This is a genomic window from Rossellomorea vietnamensis (assembly GCF_001305855.1).
Taxonomy (GTDB): domain Bacteria; phylum Bacillota; class Bacilli; order Bacillales; family Bacillaceae_B; genus Rossellomorea; species Rossellomorea vietnamensis_A.
Genome location: NZ_LIXZ01000001.1, coordinates 325,129 through 343,150, shown reverse-complemented (window position 1 = coordinate 343,150; position 18,022 = coordinate 325,129). Strand labels below are relative to the sequence as shown.

The following is an 18,022-nucleotide window of genomic DNA, read 5'->3' as shown; positions in this document are numbered from 1 at the left end:
TAACAAAAAGCGAGTCGGCATGACTCGCTTTTTTGTTATCTTTTTTCAATAAAAGGACCGTAATCCCTTCTTTTATGTTGAACAGCCACCCATTTCACAGTCGTGAATTCTTCGAGGGCCCATTCTCCGTTAAAGCGTCCCAATCCTGAATCCTTTTCTCCACCGAATGGCATATGGGGCTCGTCATTCACAGGTTCATCATTGATATGAATCATCCCGGTTTCCACTTGATGGGCCACATTCGTCGCTCTTTCAATGGATGAAGAATGGACTGCTCCGCTTAATCCATAAGGGTGTTCGTTGGCTAGTCCTACAACTTCTTCTTCGGAGTCGAATGGAATGATGGCTGCCACCGGTCCGAAAATTTCATTCTTTGCAATAGGCATTGAATTGGTCACGTGTTTCAGTACGGTCGGATATAATAAGTTCTTTTCTGCATTTCCGCCAAGGACAACTTCAGCGCCAAGTTCCTTGCTGCTTTCAATATCTTTCAATATCCGGTCTACTTGATTTTGATCGATCAAAGGACCGATATGTGTCTTTTTGTCGGAGGGATCTCCAACATGTAATTCTTTTACCCGGGAAACGAAGGCATCCACAAACTTATCATACATGCCTTGGTGAACCATGATCCGGTTGATGCTCATGCAAATTTGACCCTGGTGATAGAATTTCCCGAAAAGGGCTGATTCCACAGCCTGATCGAGGTCTGCATCATCAAGTACAATAAAGACATTATTGCCACCGAGCTCCAAAGCCGTTTTCTTAAGGTTTTTCCCTGCAAGCTCCCCGATCCGACGTCCCACTTCCGTAGATCCCGTAAAGGAAATCAAGCGTGGGATGGGGTGAGTCACGATGTCATCCCCGATTTCCGACCCTTTTCCTACTACTACATTAAGTAGTCCTTTCGGAAGTCCGGCTTCTTCAAATATACTTGCAAATAATAACCCGCCAGTCACAGGAGTATGGGTTGCGGGCTTAACCACAACCCCGTTTCCAGTAGCTAAAGCAGTCGCGATGGAGCGCACAGCTAAGTGGAAGGGGAAATTCCATGGGCTGATGATGCCTACGACTCCAAGTGGTGCTCTGTACACCCTGTTTTCCTTACCGGGAACTTGGGAAGGCAGGATCTTTCCTTCCATTCTATACGGATACGTAGCAGCTTCCTTCATGCTGTTGATGGAGACAGTCACTTCTCCTGCAGCTTTCATGTACGTACTGCCGGACTCCTTGATGAGCCATTCTATAATTAAATCCTTATTTTCTTCCACAACGGCGACTGCCTTTTCCATAATGGCTCTCTTTGTTTGTGGAAGCTCATTTGCCCATGATTTTTGTGCTTCTTGTGCTGATTGATACGCTTTATCGAGATCTTCTTTACTGGCAGCTTTAATGGATCCGATTTCAGTGTGATCAAAAGGGTTCTGATTCGGGATTGTATTTTCACTGCTTCCATCAAGCCATTCACCATTGATGAAGAGTTTGTCAAATTGTGTATTCATAAACTATTTCCTCCTCGTTGTTTACATATCCTGCTGTGTTGGTCTTACAATGATTTCATTGACATCTACATGATCCGGCTGCAGAACGGCATAAGAAATCGCTTTAGCAATATTTTCACTGTCCAGGGGCTTCATATCCCGATCCTTGAAACCGGCTAGGATATCTTCGTCTGTAATGGTATCAGTCAGTTCTGTTGCAACTGCGCCAGGACAGATGATGGTGGTCCGGATGTTATGCGATGCATTCATTTCCATTCTCAAGCCTTCTGTAATCGCCCTGACGGCATATTTAGTTCCACTGTAGACTGAACTGCCCGGCATGACTTTATGTCCGGCTACGGATGAAATGTTGATGATATGTCCTGACTTCTGGTCCTCCATATAAGGAAGAACTGCAGATATTCCATAGAGTACGCCTTTAATATTCACATCAACCATCTGATCCCATTCTTTGATTTTTCGTTTATTGATGAGTGAAAGGGGCATGAGACCGGCATTGTTGACCAATACATCGATCCGACCAGCTTCTTCTACCGTTTTCTTCGCAAGTTGCTCCATCTCTTCGACGTTCGTTACGTCTGTAACGTGATAATAGGCAGTTCCTCCCATTTGCTCTATTTCATTTTTCAATTCCTTTAAACGTTCTTCCCGTCTCGCTGCAAGCATGACCGTCATATTATTTGAGGCTAATTCCTTTGCCGTTGCCTGGCCAATCCCGCTGCTCGCTCCCGTAATAATCGCTACTTTCTTTGAACTCATATTCTTTCGTCCTCCTAAAAATTCATTTATCTTATTTACCTCTCTTTTGTTTACACGTAAAGTGGAGGAAATAAACAATGCAAAGAGAGTTGAGTGGGTTTTTTCCAAATAAAAGAAAATAAATGATTATTCCTTCCTTTCCTGGGAATATACATAGTAGATTGACTGAGAGGAGAGGTTGGCTACATGGCAAATCATTCTACAGAAGAAAAGATGGAGTCGAAGGTAGGCAATACAATGGATCGTATGTCACAGGACAGAAAAGAGGACATCCTTTCAAACTTTGATCATTTCAAAGAATACTTAGGTAATAAGGTTTCCTTAGCGGATAAGTTAGGAATGAGTGAAGAGCGGCAGGCAAAGGCAGCACAGAAGGTCGGGGACTATCTTGCAGCTCATGAAGAACCGAAAAACAGGGAAGAGAAGTTGTTATATGAATTATGGAAAGCGGGAAATAAAGAAGAACAGCATATGCTTTCTCACATGCTCGTGAAGCTTGTTCACGCAGAATCGTGAGCAAACAAATAAGGGCATCCAATTGGAAGCCCTTTTTTTTGCTACATATGTATTTCTGGATCTACTTTCATCATTACATTCCCTTTAATGGCACGGGTGATCATGCATGACTGTTCAGCCTTCTGCATTAATTTCTTTGAAAGTGCGATGTCTTTCTCACTAGCAGCAGAACCCAGTGACAGGATTGGCCGATGAATGATTTCTTTGTACGTGATGACCCCTTTTTCTACTTCTACAATTCCTTCAGATGTCATCGTTAAGTCTTTTTTCTCTATATGACTTCTTTCCAGCATAGCAGCAAGAGTGATGATATAGCATGTAGCTGCAGCTCCAAGGAGCATTTCATCAGGGTTTGTCCCGATTCCGGGACCGTCCATTTCAGGTGGGATCGAAATTTTCGTATGAAAATTTTCCGAGCTCAAAGTACCTGTATCATTCCTAAGACCCGGCCATTCAGTGGAAATATGAAACGAGTGTATTGCCATATACAGAATCCTCCTGGAAAACATGTTAAGAATATTGTATACACATTGTGAATGGATGGCAAAGAAAAAAGACTCTACAGAGTAGAGTCTTTCAGTATGCATAAATTATGCTTTAGTAACGTTAGCTGCTTGGTCGCCACGGTTTCCTTGAACGATTTCAAAAGAAACTTTTTGACCTTCTTCTAAAGTTTTGAATCCTTCGCCTTGAATAGCTGAGAAGTGTACGAACACGTCGTCTCCACCTTCGCGCTCGATGAATCCGAAACCTTTTTCTGCGTTAAACCATTTAACTGTACCTTCTAACATAATGTTACCTCCTCGTGTGTTCTCCACACAATGTATTACTATTCTTGCTCATGTAACTTCAAGGCGAAAAGCTTTAAAAACTTTGTCTATCCTTCCATTCCGAACAAAAATAATTCTATTACATATTATCAGGTAATTTTATATATGGCAACCCCGCGGATCGACTGAAATAAAAATAGGCTGAAAAATGTGTGAATAGTACATTTATTTTAATAACCTTTTAAAGGGTATGTGTAACGGCAGGATCAAAGGGTTGTGCGCACGTTCCAAAGCTCAGGGAAAAAGCGGTGGTCAAGCACTTTTTTTAAATACCCGACACCGCTGGAGCCACCGGTACCCAATTTATGACCGATGATCCTTTCGACTGTTTTCATATGGCGGAACCGCCATTGCTGGAGCCAATCCTCAATGTCGATTAATTTTTCAGCCAACTCATAAAGGTCCCAATATTGTTCGGGATTTCTATAGACGGTTGACCAGGCTTCAAGTACCGACTGGTCTTCACTGTAGGGCTTTGTATAATCACGATTCTTCACATCTTCACTAATAGGCAATCCTGCACCCGCCAAAGCAAGGATGGAAACATCATATAGGGAAGGGGCTTCATAGGCATCGGTAAGCTGGGCCAATAACTCAGGATCTTTTTTATAAATTTCAAGAACATGCCTTGTTTTATACCCCAGGGAAAATTCGATCATTCTGTATTGGTACGATTGAAATCCGGAGGCTTGACCAAGGCTGTCCCTGAATTGGACGTACTCTGATGGAGTGAGGGTCGATAACACATCCCATGCATGGATGATCTGTGATTGTATCTTTGAAACCCTGGCAAGCATTTTAAATGCCGGGGACAGTTCGCCCTTTTGAATGGAAGCAATGCTTGCCCTGGTTTCATGCAGGATCAATTTCATCCATAGCTCACTGACTTGATGGATGATGATGAACAGCATTTCATCGTGGTGACCGGATAAACGCTTTTGACTCTCCAGTAGCGAATCAAGCCCCAGATATTCACCATACGTCATTCTGTTAATAAAGTCCGTATATACTTCTTCATTCCCCATGGAATCGTTCTTGTTAACCATAAAGTTTCTCCCTTTCTTCTGTGTGAATTCAGAGATGCAACCAATTCATTCTCCTAGATATATATTTCTGGAGAGAAACGGGAAATTCCTCCCTGTAAGGAAGATAAGCGGTTCGTATAGGATTGAATCGTATCTTAAAGGGGAAAATAAGAGTATCTTTTCCTGTTTAGGAGTCTAAAACCATGAATATCTTACATCATATAAAGACGGTGACCCTTCGATTTTTCAAGGAACGGTTCTTCGATCACTCAGCACAGCTGGCCTATTACTTATTGTTATCGATTTTTCCATTTTTGATTTTCGTGTTTTCATTGATCAGTTATCTTCCCATATCCGAGACCAATGTGCTGCTTCTGATCAAACCTTTTGCACCAGATAAATCATACGCCATCATCCAGGATAATATTGAACGCATTCTTTATGACCAGAGAGGGGACGTCTTATCGGTTTCCATTTTCTTTACCTTCTGGCTTTCTTCGATGGCGGTCCAATCGATGGTACGTTCGTTGAATCAGGCATATAGGATAGAAAGGAAGAAACCTTTTTTAATCGCTCTGTTGTATGATCTCTTATTGACGGTCGGTTTCATGGTCCTTATTTCATTTTCCCTCATTGTACCGGTTGTCGAGGAGTATGTCCGTCATGCACGGTTTACAGAAGGCAAAATTAACGGCGAGTGGAGTCAGGCCTGGGTGATCGGCAAATGGGGCTTGAGCTCGGTCTTTATGTTCATTCTTTTTGTCTTTCTGTATATGGTCGTTCCAAGTAAAAGAATATCACTTCTCCATGTCATTCCTGGCGCCCTGGTTGCGACATTCGGGTGGCAGGGGGTGTCGTGGCTTTACGGAACTTACGTAAAATTGAATGACTATTCCCAATTTTACGGTCAGCTGGGGAGCGTCATTACGCTGGTGGTATGGTTTTATATATCTTCAACTATCCTTTTGATCGGGGGCTTGTTGAACGGAAGTGTAGCGGAGAAAACATTGAAATAGAAATCGCTTGGCTATAGTGCCAAGCGATTTCTTGTTGTTATATATGATTTTCTTCCCTCATCATTATTACGAGCTTCTTGGATATGGTCAGCAATACTAATCCTAATATGATGGCGGCAGCGCCAATGACGGCAAATATTTCTAAATACCCCAGGGTCGCAGTGAGGGAAGCGAGTTGACCTGCAAGTAAGCTTGCCACCCCTATGGCAGCCATCCAAACGCCCATCAAGAGTGAGGCAATCTTCACGGGGGCGACTTTACTGACGAGAGACAAACCGACAGGGGACAGAAATAATTCCCCTAGTGTGTGAAGCAAATACGTAAAGACAATGAACAAGAGATTGGCTTTTACTGTGATGTTTTGTTCATCGGACCCCGTTTGCATGACTGCAGGTATGAGGACCATGAATCCCAGGCCGAGTAGGATCATTCCGATCCCCATCTTTGTCGTCATATTTAAATCTCCCCTTTTCGACCGGGAAAGCCGTAACCATACACTTGAGAGGATCGGTGCAAGAATGACGATGAATAATGGATTGACGGATTGGAACCAAGCAACGGGGATGGTATAACCAAACACGTCACGATCGATGAAATTTTTTGTGTAGAGAGTGAATGAGCTCCCTGCCTGTTCAAATCCAGCCCAAAAAAATACGACGAAGCACGCTAGGATGAGAATGGCAGTCGTACGCTGCTTTTCCTTCTTCGTCAAAGGTACATCCCTGTCTTCGTTTGCTTCTTCCGCTAATAGTTTATTCGGCTTCAATCCAACATCCCCGAGATATTTATTGTTTAAAGCACTGAAGATGATCTGTCCGGTGATCATTCCAATTGAGGAGGCAAGGAATGCCCATTTGAAACCGTAATGCATCGTTCCATCCGTCATGGTTGTGAGGAATAGATCTTCTGCAAGAAAACCTGCAATGAGTGGGGCGAATAATGCTCCAAGGTTGATGCCCATATAGAAAATGGTAAAGGCTGCATCTTTTCGTTTATCGTTCCTGGGGTACAGCTCCCCGACTAATGTGGAAATATTCGGTTTGAAAAAACCGTTCCCTAGTACGAGCAGGGCAAGTCCTGCATATAAGCCGATGTGGGAGTGGGTCAGGAAAATGGTGAAATCTCCACATGCCATGGTGATTCCTCCAATGGTGATCGCCTTTCTCAGCCCGATATATCGATCCGTCAGCCACCCTCCTAATATAGGGGTAAAGTAAACACTGCCGGTATAAATACCATAAGTGGACAATGCTTTAGCCGGATCGACTCCCAAGCCTCCGCTTACAAAGGCTGTCGTTAAGTAAAGAACGAGAAGGGCCCTCATTCCATAGTAACTATACCGTTCCCATAACTCTGTAAAGAATAGCAGGTAAAGACCTTTGGGATGTTTTTTACCTTGAGGTAAACGGTCTAATGTTGATGAGTTCACTATATCACTCCTATTTTAATATAAATAAGCAGGTCCGGCAGAAAAGGGAGGTGAGTAAATTTTTTTCCAAATCCTTTCATAGTATTCCCGTTCTTTTCATAGGCATGTACAAAAAGGGATGGTGGGAAAATTGTTCACTGGATGTTTGTATTGCGGTCATTCTAGCTTGACGGAAAACGAATTATATATGAATGAAGGTTATGGAGAAACCAAATGGAACGTCACTGGACAGAGAGTGGAAGGGGACATGGTCATGTACAGCTGTGATCAATGCGGATTCCTTCACCCCTTCATTAAGAAGAAACGAAAGAATTTCGAAAGGGAAGGCATGAAGAAATCCAGGAGCATTCGATGGAATATTCGGTAAACAGCATTTGTAGTAGTATTGCAGTTGACGGTATAATATGGGAAGGGAGGGAGTCAAATGAATACATATCCAGATACGAAGAAGACCATTCAATTGATAAAGGAACTTGTAGAAATACCAAGTCCTTCAGGAAATACGAATACGATCATGAATTTTGTGGAGGAATATTTCTCGGACTTACAGGTAGAAATGAAAAGGAATCGAAAGGGTGCACTCATCATCACCCTGCCTGGTGAAGATACATCGAAGCACCGCATGCTTACGGCACATGTCGATGCATTAGGTGCCATGGTCAAGGAAATCAAGAGCGATGGGCGCTTACGGTTATCCATGATCGGTGGATTCAGATGGAATGCGGTGGAAGGGGAGTACTGCAGGATTGAAACATCTACAGGAAAATCCTACAGCGGTACCATCCTCATGCATCAAACGTCTGTCCATGTCTACAAAAATGCAGGTGAAGCGAAACGGGACGAAACGAATATAGAAGTTCGGATCGACGAAAAAGTACGGAATGCAACAGATGTAAGAAAGCTGGGAATAGAAGTAGGAGATTTCGTATCATTTGATCCCCGTGCTGAAATTACAGAAAGCGGGTTCATAAAATCCCGTCATCTTGATGATAAGGCGAGTGTAGGGATGCTCATGCAGTTAATTCGCCATATTCAGCTTGAAGGAATCACGCTTCCTTATACGACCCATTTTCTTATTTCGAATAATGAAGAAATCGGCTACGGGGGGAATTCAAATATTCCTGATGAAACGATTGAATATTTGGCTGTGGATATGGGGGCGATCGGTGATGGGCAATCCACGGATGAGTTTACCGTATCGATTTGTGCGAAAGATTCAAGCGGACCTTATCACTATGGATTGCGCAAGCATTTAGTCTCATTGGCTGAAGAGAATGGGATCGAATATAAAGTGGATATTTATCCGTATTATGGATCGGATGCTTCCGCTGCCATACGCGCAGGGTTTGATATTGTCCATGGATTGATAGGGGCAGGGATCGATGCATCTCATGCTTACGAACGTACCCACGAATCGTCCATTCTTCACACAGAAAATTTGCTGTGGCATTATGTTCGATCCAAGATGGTCATTGAATGATCAAGGAGTCTTCCATCATCTTTTTTATAGATGATGGAAGACTTTTTTTGTTTGGTCTAAATTCAATAGGGGTATGGTGACATTTGTGTGAGAAAAATTTGTTTTGATTTTAGGAGGTATTTCTCTTATCAAAGCTAAGATGATAAGATAAAATATAAACAATATTAACTTAAAATGAGGTAAAAGAATGATTACATATAATCTGTTAGAGAGCATTAAATTAAAAACGATATACGGTGAACTTCCTTCGGAGATAACTGATATTCACGTCGATTCAAGAAAAGTGACAGAAGGCACGATGTTTGTATGTACGAGAGGTTACACAGTGGATGGGCATGATTTCGCTGCAATGGCCGTTGAAAAAGGGGCGACCTTAATCGTGGCTGAAAAGCAGCTTGATATTGATCTAAGTAAGGCGGCATTAGTCGTAGTAAAAGATACATTCAAAGCTTTGGCTCAATTATCGAATAAATATTACGATTATCCTTCTCAGAAACTCACTGTTCTAGGTGTGACGGGCACGAACGGAAAGACCACAGTAAGTAATCTGATCCATTCCATTCTTAAACGCGCCGGTCAGAGTTCGGCTTTATCCGGAACGATCGGGTTTAACCTGAATGGTGAATTGCTTCCCAGTGAAAATACGACATGTGATAATTTAACGAATCAGCAGATGATGCAAAGTGCCCTTGAACGGAAGATTGAAAACTTCACCCTTGAAGTATCCTCTCACGGATTGGCGCTCGGAAGATTATGGGGAATCGACTTTGATGTTGTAGCATTTACAAACCTAAGTCATGATCACTTGGATTATCATGGGACGATGGAGCATTACGGATATGCAAAAGGTCTATTATTCTCCCAGTTGGGGCAGGACCTTCAACATCCAAAGTATGTCATCCTGAATGCCGATGATGAATGGTATCATCGTTACAGCTACATGACTCCACATGAAGTCATCAGCTATGGACTAGACGCACATGCAGACTTCAAGGCTGTGGACATTGAATATTACAATGATATGACGAAATTCACTTTGAATTCACCGGAAGGAAGCTTTGAGGTGGAAATGAAGCTCTTGGGGAAATTCAATGTCTATAATGTACTGACTGCCATGGCATGCCTGTATGCAAGGGGGATGGAAATCTCAAGACTAGTGGAACTCATCCGTGACCTGCCTCCGGTGAATGGACGAATGGAGAAGGTTGACATGAAGGCACCGCTTTCAGTGTACATCGATTACGCCCATACACCTGATGCCATCGAAAACGCCATTCAGTCCGTCCTTCCGTTCAAGGAGAATAAAATCATCTTCCTTGTCGGTACAGGTGGAAACCGTGATAAGACGAAACGTCCGACTATGGCAGAAAAAGCATCAATTGCAGATTACGTCATCCTGACGACGGATGACCCGAGGTATGAAGAGTACGATAGCATCCTGAACGATCTGGAAAAAGGCATGCAGCATGACAACTATGCCCTTATCGGGGATCGTGCTGAAGCCGTTAAGCATGCCATTGAGGTAAGTGAACCGGGAGATATCATCATCTTCGCAGGAAAAGGGCATGAGGACTATCAGATCATCGAGAACACAAAATATCCACACAGTGATAAGCAGATTGCCGCAGAAGAAAGCAAACTGAAGTACGGGACAACTGAATAAAGTCTATAGTGGAACAGATCAATACACAAATATTGGTCTGTTTTTTTGATGAGGATAGACGGAATTCACAATCTTTGGTAAATTTAAAGTATATATTAAAAGATGAGAGAATGAAGCGAATGAAGTTTTCATTATATTTAAATGATTATGAAACAGAAAAATTATTTTCCACTTTGAGATGGGTGTTTGTCCTGATTGCCACGCTCTTCTTTTACATACCTCCATTTTCAGAGAATATTACAACGAACAAAACGTTCTTTCCTTACTTATTGGTGTCGGGAGTCATTTATATGCTGGTGACTCAAATTGCATTGGTACGGGCTAGGGAGGACAAGCGCAGTCTTCAATTCATCCTGAAGGCGGGTATCGGCTTTGATTTTCTGGCGTTGATTTGGCTGATGGTCTTATCAGAAGGAATACATAGTCCCCTTTATCCGATATCCATTTTATTCGTGATGCATGCGACGATCTACTGGAGGACGAAGGGGGCACTCATCTCCCTGTCTGTATTCAGTGTCACCTATGCTGTGATGGGCTTTATGACAGTCGACATCCTACAATTTCAGCATTATTTCACTTTGACGTCCAACTTGTTCTTTCTATGGATCATCGGGTTGTTCGGGGCGTTAATCATGTTAAGAGAGCGGGCTCATTATGTCCAAAAAGAAGCTTACCATCACCTTGCCCATAAGGACTATTTATCAGGTTTGTTTAATCATCGTTCGTTCCAGGAAAGATTCAGAAGCAAGTTGGAAGAGAAGGAATCTTTCATCCTATTACTGGGAGATATAGATGATTTCAAAAAGGTGAATGATGATTACGGCCATTTAACAGGGGATGACGTCATTCGGAAGACAGGTGAAGTATTTCGTTTACATGCAGAAGCATACAATGGGCAGGCGTTCAGATATGGTGGGGAGGAATTTGTTTTTCTCTTACCGAACATGGATGAGCATAACATCCAACAGTTCCTGCAAGAATTATACGGACAACTAAAGAAGTTGGAGCCAATAGCCATTTCCATGAGCTTCGGTCAGTCTCAAACAACTGAAACCCTGGAGCCTGAAAGACTGATTGCACTTGCTGATGAGCGGCTGTATCATGCCAAGAAAGCGGGGAAACGAAGAACCTGTCTGGCAGATGATACACTGATTGTGCCTTGAGACCCAACAAGCTATAACGAAAAAGAAGCCATCCGGTAGTGGATGGCTTCTTTCATGAAACGGTGAATTAAATGAACATCCCGGCAATGGCAGCACTTAATAATGAAGCAAGTGCACCTGCAATGACCGCTCTGATTCCTAAGCGGGCGATATCACCCCTGCGATTCGGTGCGAGATTTCCAAGTCCGCCGAGTAATATCCCCAGGGAAGAAAGATTCGCAAAACCACATAGGGCGAATGAAATGATCGCAACGGTTTTATCTGATAGGTTTCCGATTTCCGGAGCGAATGCTGAATACGCTACAAATTCATTAATGACAAGTTTCTGCCCAATGAAGTTTCCTGCTGTAACCGCTTCATGCCAAGGTACTCCAATTGCAAAGGCAAGTGGTGCAAATACATAACCAAGAATAAGCTGAAGTGACAGGCTGTCGAATCCGAACCATCCACCCACAAATCCAAGTAAGCCATTGATAAGCGCTACCAGGGCGATGAATGCAAGAAGCATTGCACCAATGTTTAAAGCCAATTGCAGTCCGACGCTTGCACCGTTAGCTGCCGCATCGATCACGTTGGCAGATTCCGAATCCGCTTCCATTTCAAACGCTTCAGGTTCCGGAGACTCATCTGTTTCCGGAACAAATAACTTGGCCATGACAAGTCCCGCAGGTGCAGCCATGAAGCTTGCAGCAAGTAAGTATTCCAGTGGAACTCCTAAAAGAGAATAACCAACAAGGACAGATCCGGCTACTGATGCCAATCCTCCCGTCATGACCGCGAAAAGTTCCGATTCAGTCATTTTTGCTAAGAAAGGTCTTACGACTAAAGGTGCTTCTGTCTGTCCGACAAAAATATTCGCTGCGGCGGACAATGATTCCGCTTTCCTTGTTCCCAACAGTTTAGACAAACCGCCGCCTAAAATCTTGATGAAAAACTGCATGATTTTTAGATAATAAAGAACTGAAATTAAAGCTGAGAAGAAAATAACGACTGGAAGTACATTGAATGCAAAAATGAACGCTATGTTTGATTCCTCAGTGTAAAGTCCTCCAAATAGGAAAGTGATCCCCTCGTTGGAATAATTGATGATGGCATTCACCACTTCGGTCAAACCTTTAAGTGCACCTTGTCCCCAAGATGTCTTTAACACGATAAAAGCGAAAAATAACTGTATGGCAAGTCCTCCAAGGACTGTTCTGAAATTAACCCGCTTTTTGTTCTTGGAAAATGCAAACGCAATTCCCATAACGACAATGATACCCATGATACCCCATAAATATTGCACTTCTTTCACCTCTTCGATAAGTATGATTGGAACTTGATGCTTTCGGATTTTTATTTTACAATTCTTTCAGACGTCTGACAACCTACAAATGCAAGATTTGTCGAAAGTTGTACGGACAACATCGTCAATAGTATGCGCAAATACAGCGTTTTCATGAAAGGGGATACAATTATGAAGATCAGAAAAAATTTTTTGGAAGGCTTGGAACAAAAAGTATATATTTATGAAAATAAGAAAGAAGAGTTCTTCCTAATCGCTGTACCTGCAATCGAATGGTCGTATTCATTCTTATATCAGGATGAAGAAATCCAATCAAAATTGCTCCATTCATTAATGGAAAGGGTTCCACTCGAGACAGCTGAAACATTAAGTTCACGTATTGTCCAATGGACCACTGAGATGTAACAGACGTTTCACCCGGCACTTATTATTCTTGAAAGCGGTAAACGGCGGCTTCTTGCTCCATTCCTTGTTGCATTGTTACTTTAGAACGAATATGATGAGAAAGTGAGAATGACGAGAAAGGATTTTATGAATGAAAATAGACTTTATACAGGAAGTTCAGTCAAGACGGACTTTCGCAATCATTTCCCATCCGGATGCTGGGAAAACAACCTTAACAGAACAGCTTCTATTATTCGGAGGTGCGATTCGCGCCGCTGGAACAGTTAAAGGAAAGAAATCAGGTAAGTTTGCAACATCTGACTGGATGGAAATCGAGAAGCAGAGAGGGATTTCTGTCACTTCTTCTGTCATGGCCTTCGATTATGATGATTATCGCGTGAATATCCTGGATACACCAGGTCACCAGGACTTTTCCGAAGACACCTATAGAACATTGATGGCAGTTGACAGCGCTGTGATGATCATCGATTCAGCAAAAGGGATTGAAGCACAAACCTTGAAACTATTTAAAGTTTGTCGAATGAGAGGTATTCCGATCTTCACCTTCATCAATAAGCTTGATCGCCAAGGGCGTGAACCACTTGAGTTATTGGAAGAGCTTGAAGAAGTATTGGGAATTCAATCTTATCCAATGAACTGGCCGATAGGAATGGGGAAAGAATTCTTAGGAATCTATGATCGCTTCCATAATCGCATCGAGCAATTTCGAGTAGAGGAAGATGATCGCTTTATTCCATTAAATGATGAAGGTGAAATAGAGGGGGAACATCCTCTTAAAGAAAGCAATCTATATAATCAAACTCTTGAAGATGTCTTGTTGCTGAATGAAGCTGGTAACCAGTTTTCCCGTGAGCGGATAGCGAATGGAGAATTGTCTCCGGTCTTTTTCGGAAGTGCATTAACGAATTTCGGTGTCCAGACATTCCTTGAAACATACTTACAGTTTGCTCCATCTCCGCAGCCAAGGAATTCCGATGCTGGAGAGATTGAGCCGACAGCAGAGGATTTCTCCGGGTTTGTATTCAAGATTCAAGCCAATATGAACCCTGCTCACCGGGACCGGATTGCATTTGTCCGCATTTGCTCAGGTCAATTCGAGAGAGGGATGACGGTGAATCTTTCCCGAACAGGAAAGTCCATTAAGCTGGCGCAATCCACTCAATTTCTTGCAGATGATCGGAGTACGGTGAATGAAGCGGTCAGTGGGGATATCATCGGGGTTTATGACACGGGTACGTATCAAATCGGTGATACACTCGTCCAGGGAAAGCAAGGCTTTCAGTATGAAAAGCTGCCTCAATTCACGCCGGAACTTTTTGTCCGTGTCACAGCCAAGAACGTGATGAAGCAGAAGCACTTCCAAAAAGGGATCCTTCAGCTTGTTCAGGAAGGTGCCATTCAATACTATAAAACACGTACGGAAGACATCATTCTAGGGGCAGTCGGTCAACTTCAATTTGAAGTATTCGAGCATAGAATGAAGAATGAGTACAACGTTGATGTGAAAATGGAACCGATCGGATCTAAAATTGCCCGTTGGATTGAAAACGAAGAGGATGTCAAGGAGTCCATGTCCAGCTCCAGGAGCATGCTCGTCAAGGATCGACATGATAATCTTGTCTTCCTTTTCGAAAACGATTTTGCCATGAGATGGTTCAATGATAAAAATCCTGATATCCGATTATATAGTTTAATGTAAGTACCCTTAGCACTTCTCCTAAAACTGGAGGAGTGCTTTTTCCATTTAATAAAGTTATTCTCTCTATGTTGCATTTGAATTAGCGAGTGCTGGTTGATTTCCACTCTAGGTGCTCGCTTTCCGAGGGGGGTAAGAAAAACTAAAACTCCTGAATGAAAAAAAATTCACAGTCATTGAGTAATTTTTCCTAAAATAAAGGGATATCACTGGTGTTAACAGGGTATTAAGTCTTAGTATATAGGTATGGTTATTTTTTGACGTTACAGGGGAAGGAAGAGATGTTATGCAATATGCTTGTGCGAATTGTGGGATAGAGATGGAATATCATGAGGCAGGGTTTTTATTTTTACATAACGAAAAAAGATTGGACTTACCGGTGACAGGATCAGTTGATAGGACAGAAGAAGGCTTGTATGTTTTTCCATATGACAATCTTGATGACCTTTATGAAAAATTATCAGAAATAGAAACCACATTAGTGAATGAAGGATGGACATGCAGTTTTAATTGTTCGGGGCAGCCAGGTCCCTTCCGTCCTGCAGGAGAGTTCCTGGATTTAATTAAATATAGAGAAATGGTAAAGCTGATTCAGGGAGGGGAATTTAAGAGTCATCTTCAGCCGATCATTGATCTTAGTGATTTCAGTCTTTTTGGCTATGAATCGCTCTTACGCTCAAATAGTGGCAATAAGCGCATCAATCCAGGGGAGTTGTTCGAAGCCGCCTCACGAACTGGTTTTCATTCCATGTTGGATCAGAAGGCGAGAAAATCAGCCATCGAGTCTAGAGAGGGCCAAGTCGATCCCGGTACGAAGAGCTTTATCAATTTTCTTCCTTCCACGATTTATAACCCTGAATTTTGTTTGCGCCATACATTCAAGATTGTGAAAGAATGCAATGTGAATCCTGAAGATCTCGTCTTCGAGGTGGTAGAAACAGAGAAGATTGAAGATGTCGATCACTTGAGGTCTGTTCTTGACGTATATAAGAGAGAAGGCATGAAAGTCGCCCTTGATGATGTAGGTTCAGGTTTTGCAACGGTTGAGATGTTCAGCCTGCTTCAGCCGGACTATGTAAAGATTGATCGATCCTTCATCAATCACTGTGATCATGATGAGGATAATCAGGCATTTTTACGTAAAGTGATGAAGATTGCCGGAGAATTGGACATTTCGGTCCTGGCAGAAGGGATTGAGAGAAAAGGAGAATTACTTTTCTGTAAAGAAATCGGAATCCACTATGCCCAAGGCTATTTCATAGGAAAGCCACAAGAAGAAGCGATGGAACCATTTGCAGAGACTCAATTCGTTTAACCGCCAAGCCCTTCCCGACAATTACGGGAGGGGTTCTTTTTGTATGGGGGATCCTTCATAGGGAAAAACAGGATGAAATAGTTCCTTGACAAATTCAAATAGCATGATATTATATTACTATAAAATACTTTAGTGCATAAAAGCTTAAAAGCGTTTAAGGGTAAAAGAGTAAGGAGATCCCTAAACAATCAATCACATATTCATTGTCTTGAACAACGCAGTAAGAAAAAGTGAGACAGCAATCAGAGACTGGACGTCAGCTGGAAGTCCAGGTCCGCTTCTTTCTGAATTACATTGTTTATGAATCCTCTAAGTGTTTTAGGGGGTTTATCAAGAGACAACCTTTATGAAGTGGAAATAAATCATGCGATGTTATGCCAGTCATGAGTTTATTTCAATTAGGGTGGTAACGCGGAGAACTCTTCGTCCCTATCGGGGATGGAGGGTTCTTTTTGTCATACCATCCCATACTAGTCACATAGCTCACAGAAGGAAGTGTTAACATGTTAAACATTCATAGCGTTCATAAACCGTCCGTTAAAGAAGCATCCACAGTATTACTCGCTGTGCTGGGAATCATCAGTGTCAGCATCATCGGAGTGGGAGCGGTCCCTCATATACCAATCATACTTTCCCTCTTCTTTTTAATGGTTTATGGACTGATACGGAAAGTGAAGTTTCAAGAAATTGAAAAGGGGATGATTGCAGGTGCTCAGGGTGGATTAGGTGCCATTCTCTTATTTTTCTTTATTGGACTTCTTGTAAGCAGCTGGTTGATCAGTGGGACCATTCCCACGTTAATGTTTTACGGATTTGAATTTGTCACTCCTCATTATTTTTATGCGATTGCCTTTTTACTCACATCCTTAAGCGGAGTGGCAATCGGAAGCTCACTGACTACGGCAGCTACCATCGGTGTGGCGTTGATCGGAATTGGTGAGGCCATGGGTTTATCCATGTCGATCACAGCTGGTGCGATCGTTTCAGGTGCCTTTTTTGGAGATAAAATGTCCCCTTTATCGGATACAACCAATCTTGCGTCATCCATCGTCAAGGTGGATCTGTTCACCCATATTCGAAATATGGCATGGACGACCGTACCCGCCTTTATCATTACATTGATTGTATTTGGTGTCCTTTCGCCGGGAACCAGTAAGATCAATCTATCCGAGCTTGATGGGTTGCAGGAAGGTTTAATGCAGACAGGCCTTATCCACTGGTACAGCTTAGTTCCTTTAGTGTTACTGGTGGTACTGATTGTATACAGAACCCCTGCGTTATTCACACTGGCCATCACGATTGCCGTCTCTGTGATATTATCTTTTATCCACGGGACGTTAGGGGTAAATGAATTGTTCCAGGTACTGTTCGAAGGGTTCACATCGGAAACAGGGGTGGAATCCGTTGACTCGCTTTTATCAAGAGGGGGAGTGAACAGCATGATGTTTACCATTTCCCTTGTTATTCTCTCACTGAGTCTCGGAGGATTACTATTTAAACTTGGAATCATCCCTGCGTTGCTCCACAAGGTGTCTGCTGTCATTCAATCTGAAAGAAGAACGATTCTTTCCACTGCATTATCAGCGATCGGTATCAATCTTGTAGTAGGAGAGCAGTACTTATCCATTCTATTGACGGGTGAAGCTTTTCAATCTCAATACAAGAAATTGGGTCTTCATCCTAAAAGCTTATCCCGGACATTGGAAGATGCAGGAACAGTGGTGAATCCTCTTGTACCATGGAGCGTATGCGGTATATTCCTTACAGACGTACTAGGCGTTTCAACTATGGAATATCTACCATTTGCGGTCTTCTGCCTCATCTCTCCTGTCATCACGATCCTCTACGGTTTCACAGGATGGACCATCGAGAAAGAGCAAACGGAGAATAACCCTGCTATATCAAATTCATAACAATCGGTAATAGAAAAGGACTGTC

General features: G+C 42.6%; 16 protein-coding genes. 9 read left to right on the top strand and 7 right to left on the bottom strand.

All coding sequences use genetic code 11. From position 1 onward, the window contains the following. Positions 1-35 precede the first annotated feature (35 nt). Positions 36-1,502, bottom strand: coding sequence for an aldehyde dehydrogenase family protein (locus AM506_RS01700; RefSeq protein WP_060670173.1), 1,467 nt, complete (start codon positions 1,500-1,502; stop codon positions 36-38). Positions 1,503-1,523: 21 nt separating this feature from the next. Beyond that, positions 1,524-2,261 carry an SDR family oxidoreductase gene (locus AM506_RS01695; protein ID WP_060670171.1) on the bottom strand — a complete coding sequence of 246 codons (738 nt, stop codon included), beginning with the start codon at positions 2,259-2,261 and terminating at the stop codon, positions 1,524-1,526. Positions 2,262-2,447: 186 nt separating this feature from the next. Between AM506_RS01695 and AM506_RS01690 the strand changes: the two genes are divergently transcribed. Continuing rightward, positions 2,448-2,777, top strand: coding sequence for a DUF3243 domain-containing protein (locus AM506_RS01690; RefSeq protein WP_060670169.1), 330 nt, complete (start codon positions 2,448-2,450; stop codon positions 2,775-2,777). Positions 2,778-2,818: 41 nt separating this feature from the next. Here the strand turns inward: AM506_RS01690 and AM506_RS01685 are convergent, their stop codons facing one another. The 3 genes from AM506_RS01685 to kynA all read right to left on the bottom strand — a co-directional run bounded on the left by AM506_RS01685 (position 2,819) and on the right by kynA (position 4,653). Further along, the gene (locus AM506_RS01685) at positions 2,819-3,262 is read right to left on the bottom strand and encodes an SACOL1771 family peroxiredoxin (RefSeq protein WP_060670167.1); all 444 of its coding nucleotides are present in this window, start codon (positions 3,260-3,262) and stop codon (positions 2,819-2,821) included. 105 nt (positions 3,263-3,367) lie between these two features. After that, positions 3,368-3,568, bottom strand: a complete 201-nt coding sequence (locus tag AM506_RS01680) for a cold-shock protein (RefSeq protein ID WP_034763568.1) — start codon at positions 3,566-3,568, stop codon at positions 3,368-3,370. Positions 3,569-3,813: 245 nt separating this feature from the next. After that, positions 3,814-4,653, bottom strand: a complete 840-nt coding sequence (gene kynA / locus AM506_RS01675) for a tryptophan 2,3-dioxygenase (RefSeq protein WP_060670165.1) — start codon at positions 4,651-4,653, stop codon at positions 3,814-3,816. Between the two features lie 182 nt (positions 4,654-4,835). Between kynA and AM506_RS01670 the strand changes: the two genes are divergently transcribed. Further along, positions 4,836-5,648 (top strand): YihY/virulence factor BrkB family protein, encoded by an 813-nt coding sequence (locus AM506_RS01670; protein ID WP_060670163.1) that lies wholly within the window; start codon positions 4,836-4,838, stop codon positions 5,646-5,648. Positions 5,649-5,685: 37 nt separating this feature from the next. Here the strand turns inward: AM506_RS01670 and AM506_RS01665 are convergent, their stop codons facing one another. Then, positions 5,686-7,080, bottom strand: coding sequence for a peptide MFS transporter (locus AM506_RS01665; protein ID WP_060670161.1), 1,395 nt, complete (start codon positions 7,078-7,080; stop codon positions 5,686-5,688). A 421-nt stretch (positions 7,081-7,501) separates the two neighbouring features. Between AM506_RS01665 and AM506_RS01655 the strand changes: the two genes are divergently transcribed. The 3 genes from AM506_RS01655 to AM506_RS01645 all read left to right on the top strand — a co-directional run bounded on the left by AM506_RS01655 (position 7,502) and on the right by AM506_RS01645 (position 11,383). Continuing rightward, positions 7,502-8,557: a M42 family metallopeptidase gene (locus AM506_RS01655; RefSeq protein ID WP_060670157.1), complete on the top strand. Its 1,056-nt coding sequence runs from the start codon at positions 7,502-7,504 to the stop codon at positions 8,555-8,557. Positions 8,558-8,744: 187 nt separating this feature from the next. Next, complete coding sequence (locus AM506_RS01650; RefSeq protein ID WP_060670155.1) at positions 8,745-10,220, top strand: UDP-N-acetylmuramoyl-L-alanyl-D-glutamate--2,6-diaminopimelate ligase; 1,476 nt, start codon at positions 8,745-8,747, stop codon at positions 10,218-10,220. 119 nt (positions 10,221-10,339) lie between these two features. Further along, positions 10,340-11,383 (top strand): GGDEF domain-containing protein, encoded by a 1,044-nt coding sequence (locus tag AM506_RS01645; RefSeq protein ID WP_060670153.1) that lies wholly within the window; start codon positions 10,340-10,342, stop codon positions 11,381-11,383. 67 nt (positions 11,384-11,450) lie between these two features. Here the strand turns inward: AM506_RS01645 and AM506_RS01640 are convergent, their stop codons facing one another. Beyond that, positions 11,451-12,668 (bottom strand): NupC/NupG family nucleoside CNT transporter, encoded by a 1,218-nt coding sequence (locus tag AM506_RS01640; protein ID WP_060670151.1) that lies wholly within the window; start codon positions 12,666-12,668, stop codon positions 11,451-11,453. Positions 12,669-12,839: 171 nt separating this feature from the next. On the opposite strand from AM506_RS01640, the gene AM506_RS01635 reads away from it, so the two are divergent. From AM506_RS01635 to nhaC, 4 genes are all read left to right on the top strand, one after another. After that, positions 12,840-13,073 (top strand): YueH family protein, encoded by a 234-nt coding sequence (locus tag AM506_RS01635; RefSeq protein WP_060670149.1) that lies wholly within the window; start codon positions 12,840-12,842, stop codon positions 13,071-13,073. A 130-nt stretch (positions 13,074-13,203) separates the two neighbouring features. After that, the gene (locus AM506_RS01630; protein WP_060670147.1) at positions 13,204-14,772 is read left to right on the top strand and encodes a peptide chain release factor 3; all 1,569 of its coding nucleotides are present in this window, start codon (positions 13,204-13,206) and stop codon (positions 14,770-14,772) included. Positions 14,773-15,055: 283 nt separating this feature from the next. Further along, entirely contained in the window at positions 15,056-16,084 is a 1,029-nt protein-coding gene (locus tag AM506_RS01625) for an EAL domain-containing protein (RefSeq protein ID WP_060670145.1), read from the top strand. Positions 16,085-16,587: 503 nt separating this feature from the next. Next, positions 16,588-17,997 carry a Na+/H+ antiporter NhaC gene (gene nhaC, locus AM506_RS01620; protein WP_060670143.1) on the top strand — a complete coding sequence of 470 codons (1,410 nt, stop codon included), beginning with the start codon at positions 16,588-16,590 and terminating at the stop codon, positions 17,995-17,997. Positions 17,998-18,022: the final 25 nt, after the last annotated feature.

Bases quoted from the DNA above. Each gene is read 5' to 3' on its own strand.
- AM506_RS01700 (WP_060670173.1), bottom strand. From the start codon at position 1,502: ATGAATACACAATTTGACAAACTCTTCATCAATGGTGAATGGCTTGAT.
- AM506_RS01695 (WP_060670171.1), bottom strand. From the start codon at position 2,261: ATGAGTTCAAAGAAAGTAGCGATTATTACGGGAGCGAGCAGCGGGATT.
- AM506_RS01690 (WP_060670169.1), top strand. From the start codon at position 2,448: ATGGCAAATCATTCTACAGAAGAAAAGATGGAGTCGAAGGTAGGCAAT.
- AM506_RS01685 (WP_060670167.1), bottom strand. From the start codon at position 3,262: ATGGCAATACACTCGTTTCATATTTCCACTGAATGGCCGGGTCTTAGG.
- AM506_RS01680 (WP_034763568.1), bottom strand. From the start codon at position 3,568: ATGTTAGAAGGTACAGTTAAATGGTTTAACGCAGAAAAAGGTTTCGGA.
- kynA (WP_060670165.1), bottom strand. From the start codon at position 4,653: ATGGTTAACAAGAACGATTCCATGGGGAATGAAGAAGTATATACGGAC.
- AM506_RS01670 (WP_060670163.1), top strand. From the start codon at position 4,836: ATGAATATCTTACATCATATAAAGACGGTGACCCTTCGATTTTTCAAG.
- AM506_RS01655 (WP_060670157.1), top strand. From the start codon at position 7,502: ATGAATACATATCCAGATACGAAGAAGACCATTCAATTGATAAAGGAA.
- AM506_RS01650 (WP_060670155.1), top strand. From the start codon at position 8,745: ATGATTACATATAATCTGTTAGAGAGCATTAAATTAAAAACGATATAC.
- AM506_RS01645 (WP_060670153.1), top strand. From the start codon at position 10,340: ATGAAGTTTTCATTATATTTAAATGATTATGAAACAGAAAAATTATTT.
- AM506_RS01635 (WP_060670149.1), top strand. From the start codon at position 12,840: ATGAAGATCAGAAAAAATTTTTTGGAAGGCTTGGAACAAAAAGTATAT.
- AM506_RS01630 (WP_060670147.1), top strand. From the start codon at position 13,204: ATGAAAATAGACTTTATACAGGAAGTTCAGTCAAGACGGACTTTCGCA.
- AM506_RS01625 (WP_060670145.1), top strand. From the start codon at position 15,056: ATGCAATATGCTTGTGCGAATTGTGGGATAGAGATGGAATATCATGAG.
- nhaC (WP_060670143.1), top strand. From the start codon at position 16,588: ATGTTAAACATTCATAGCGTTCATAAACCGTCCGTTAAAGAAGCATCC.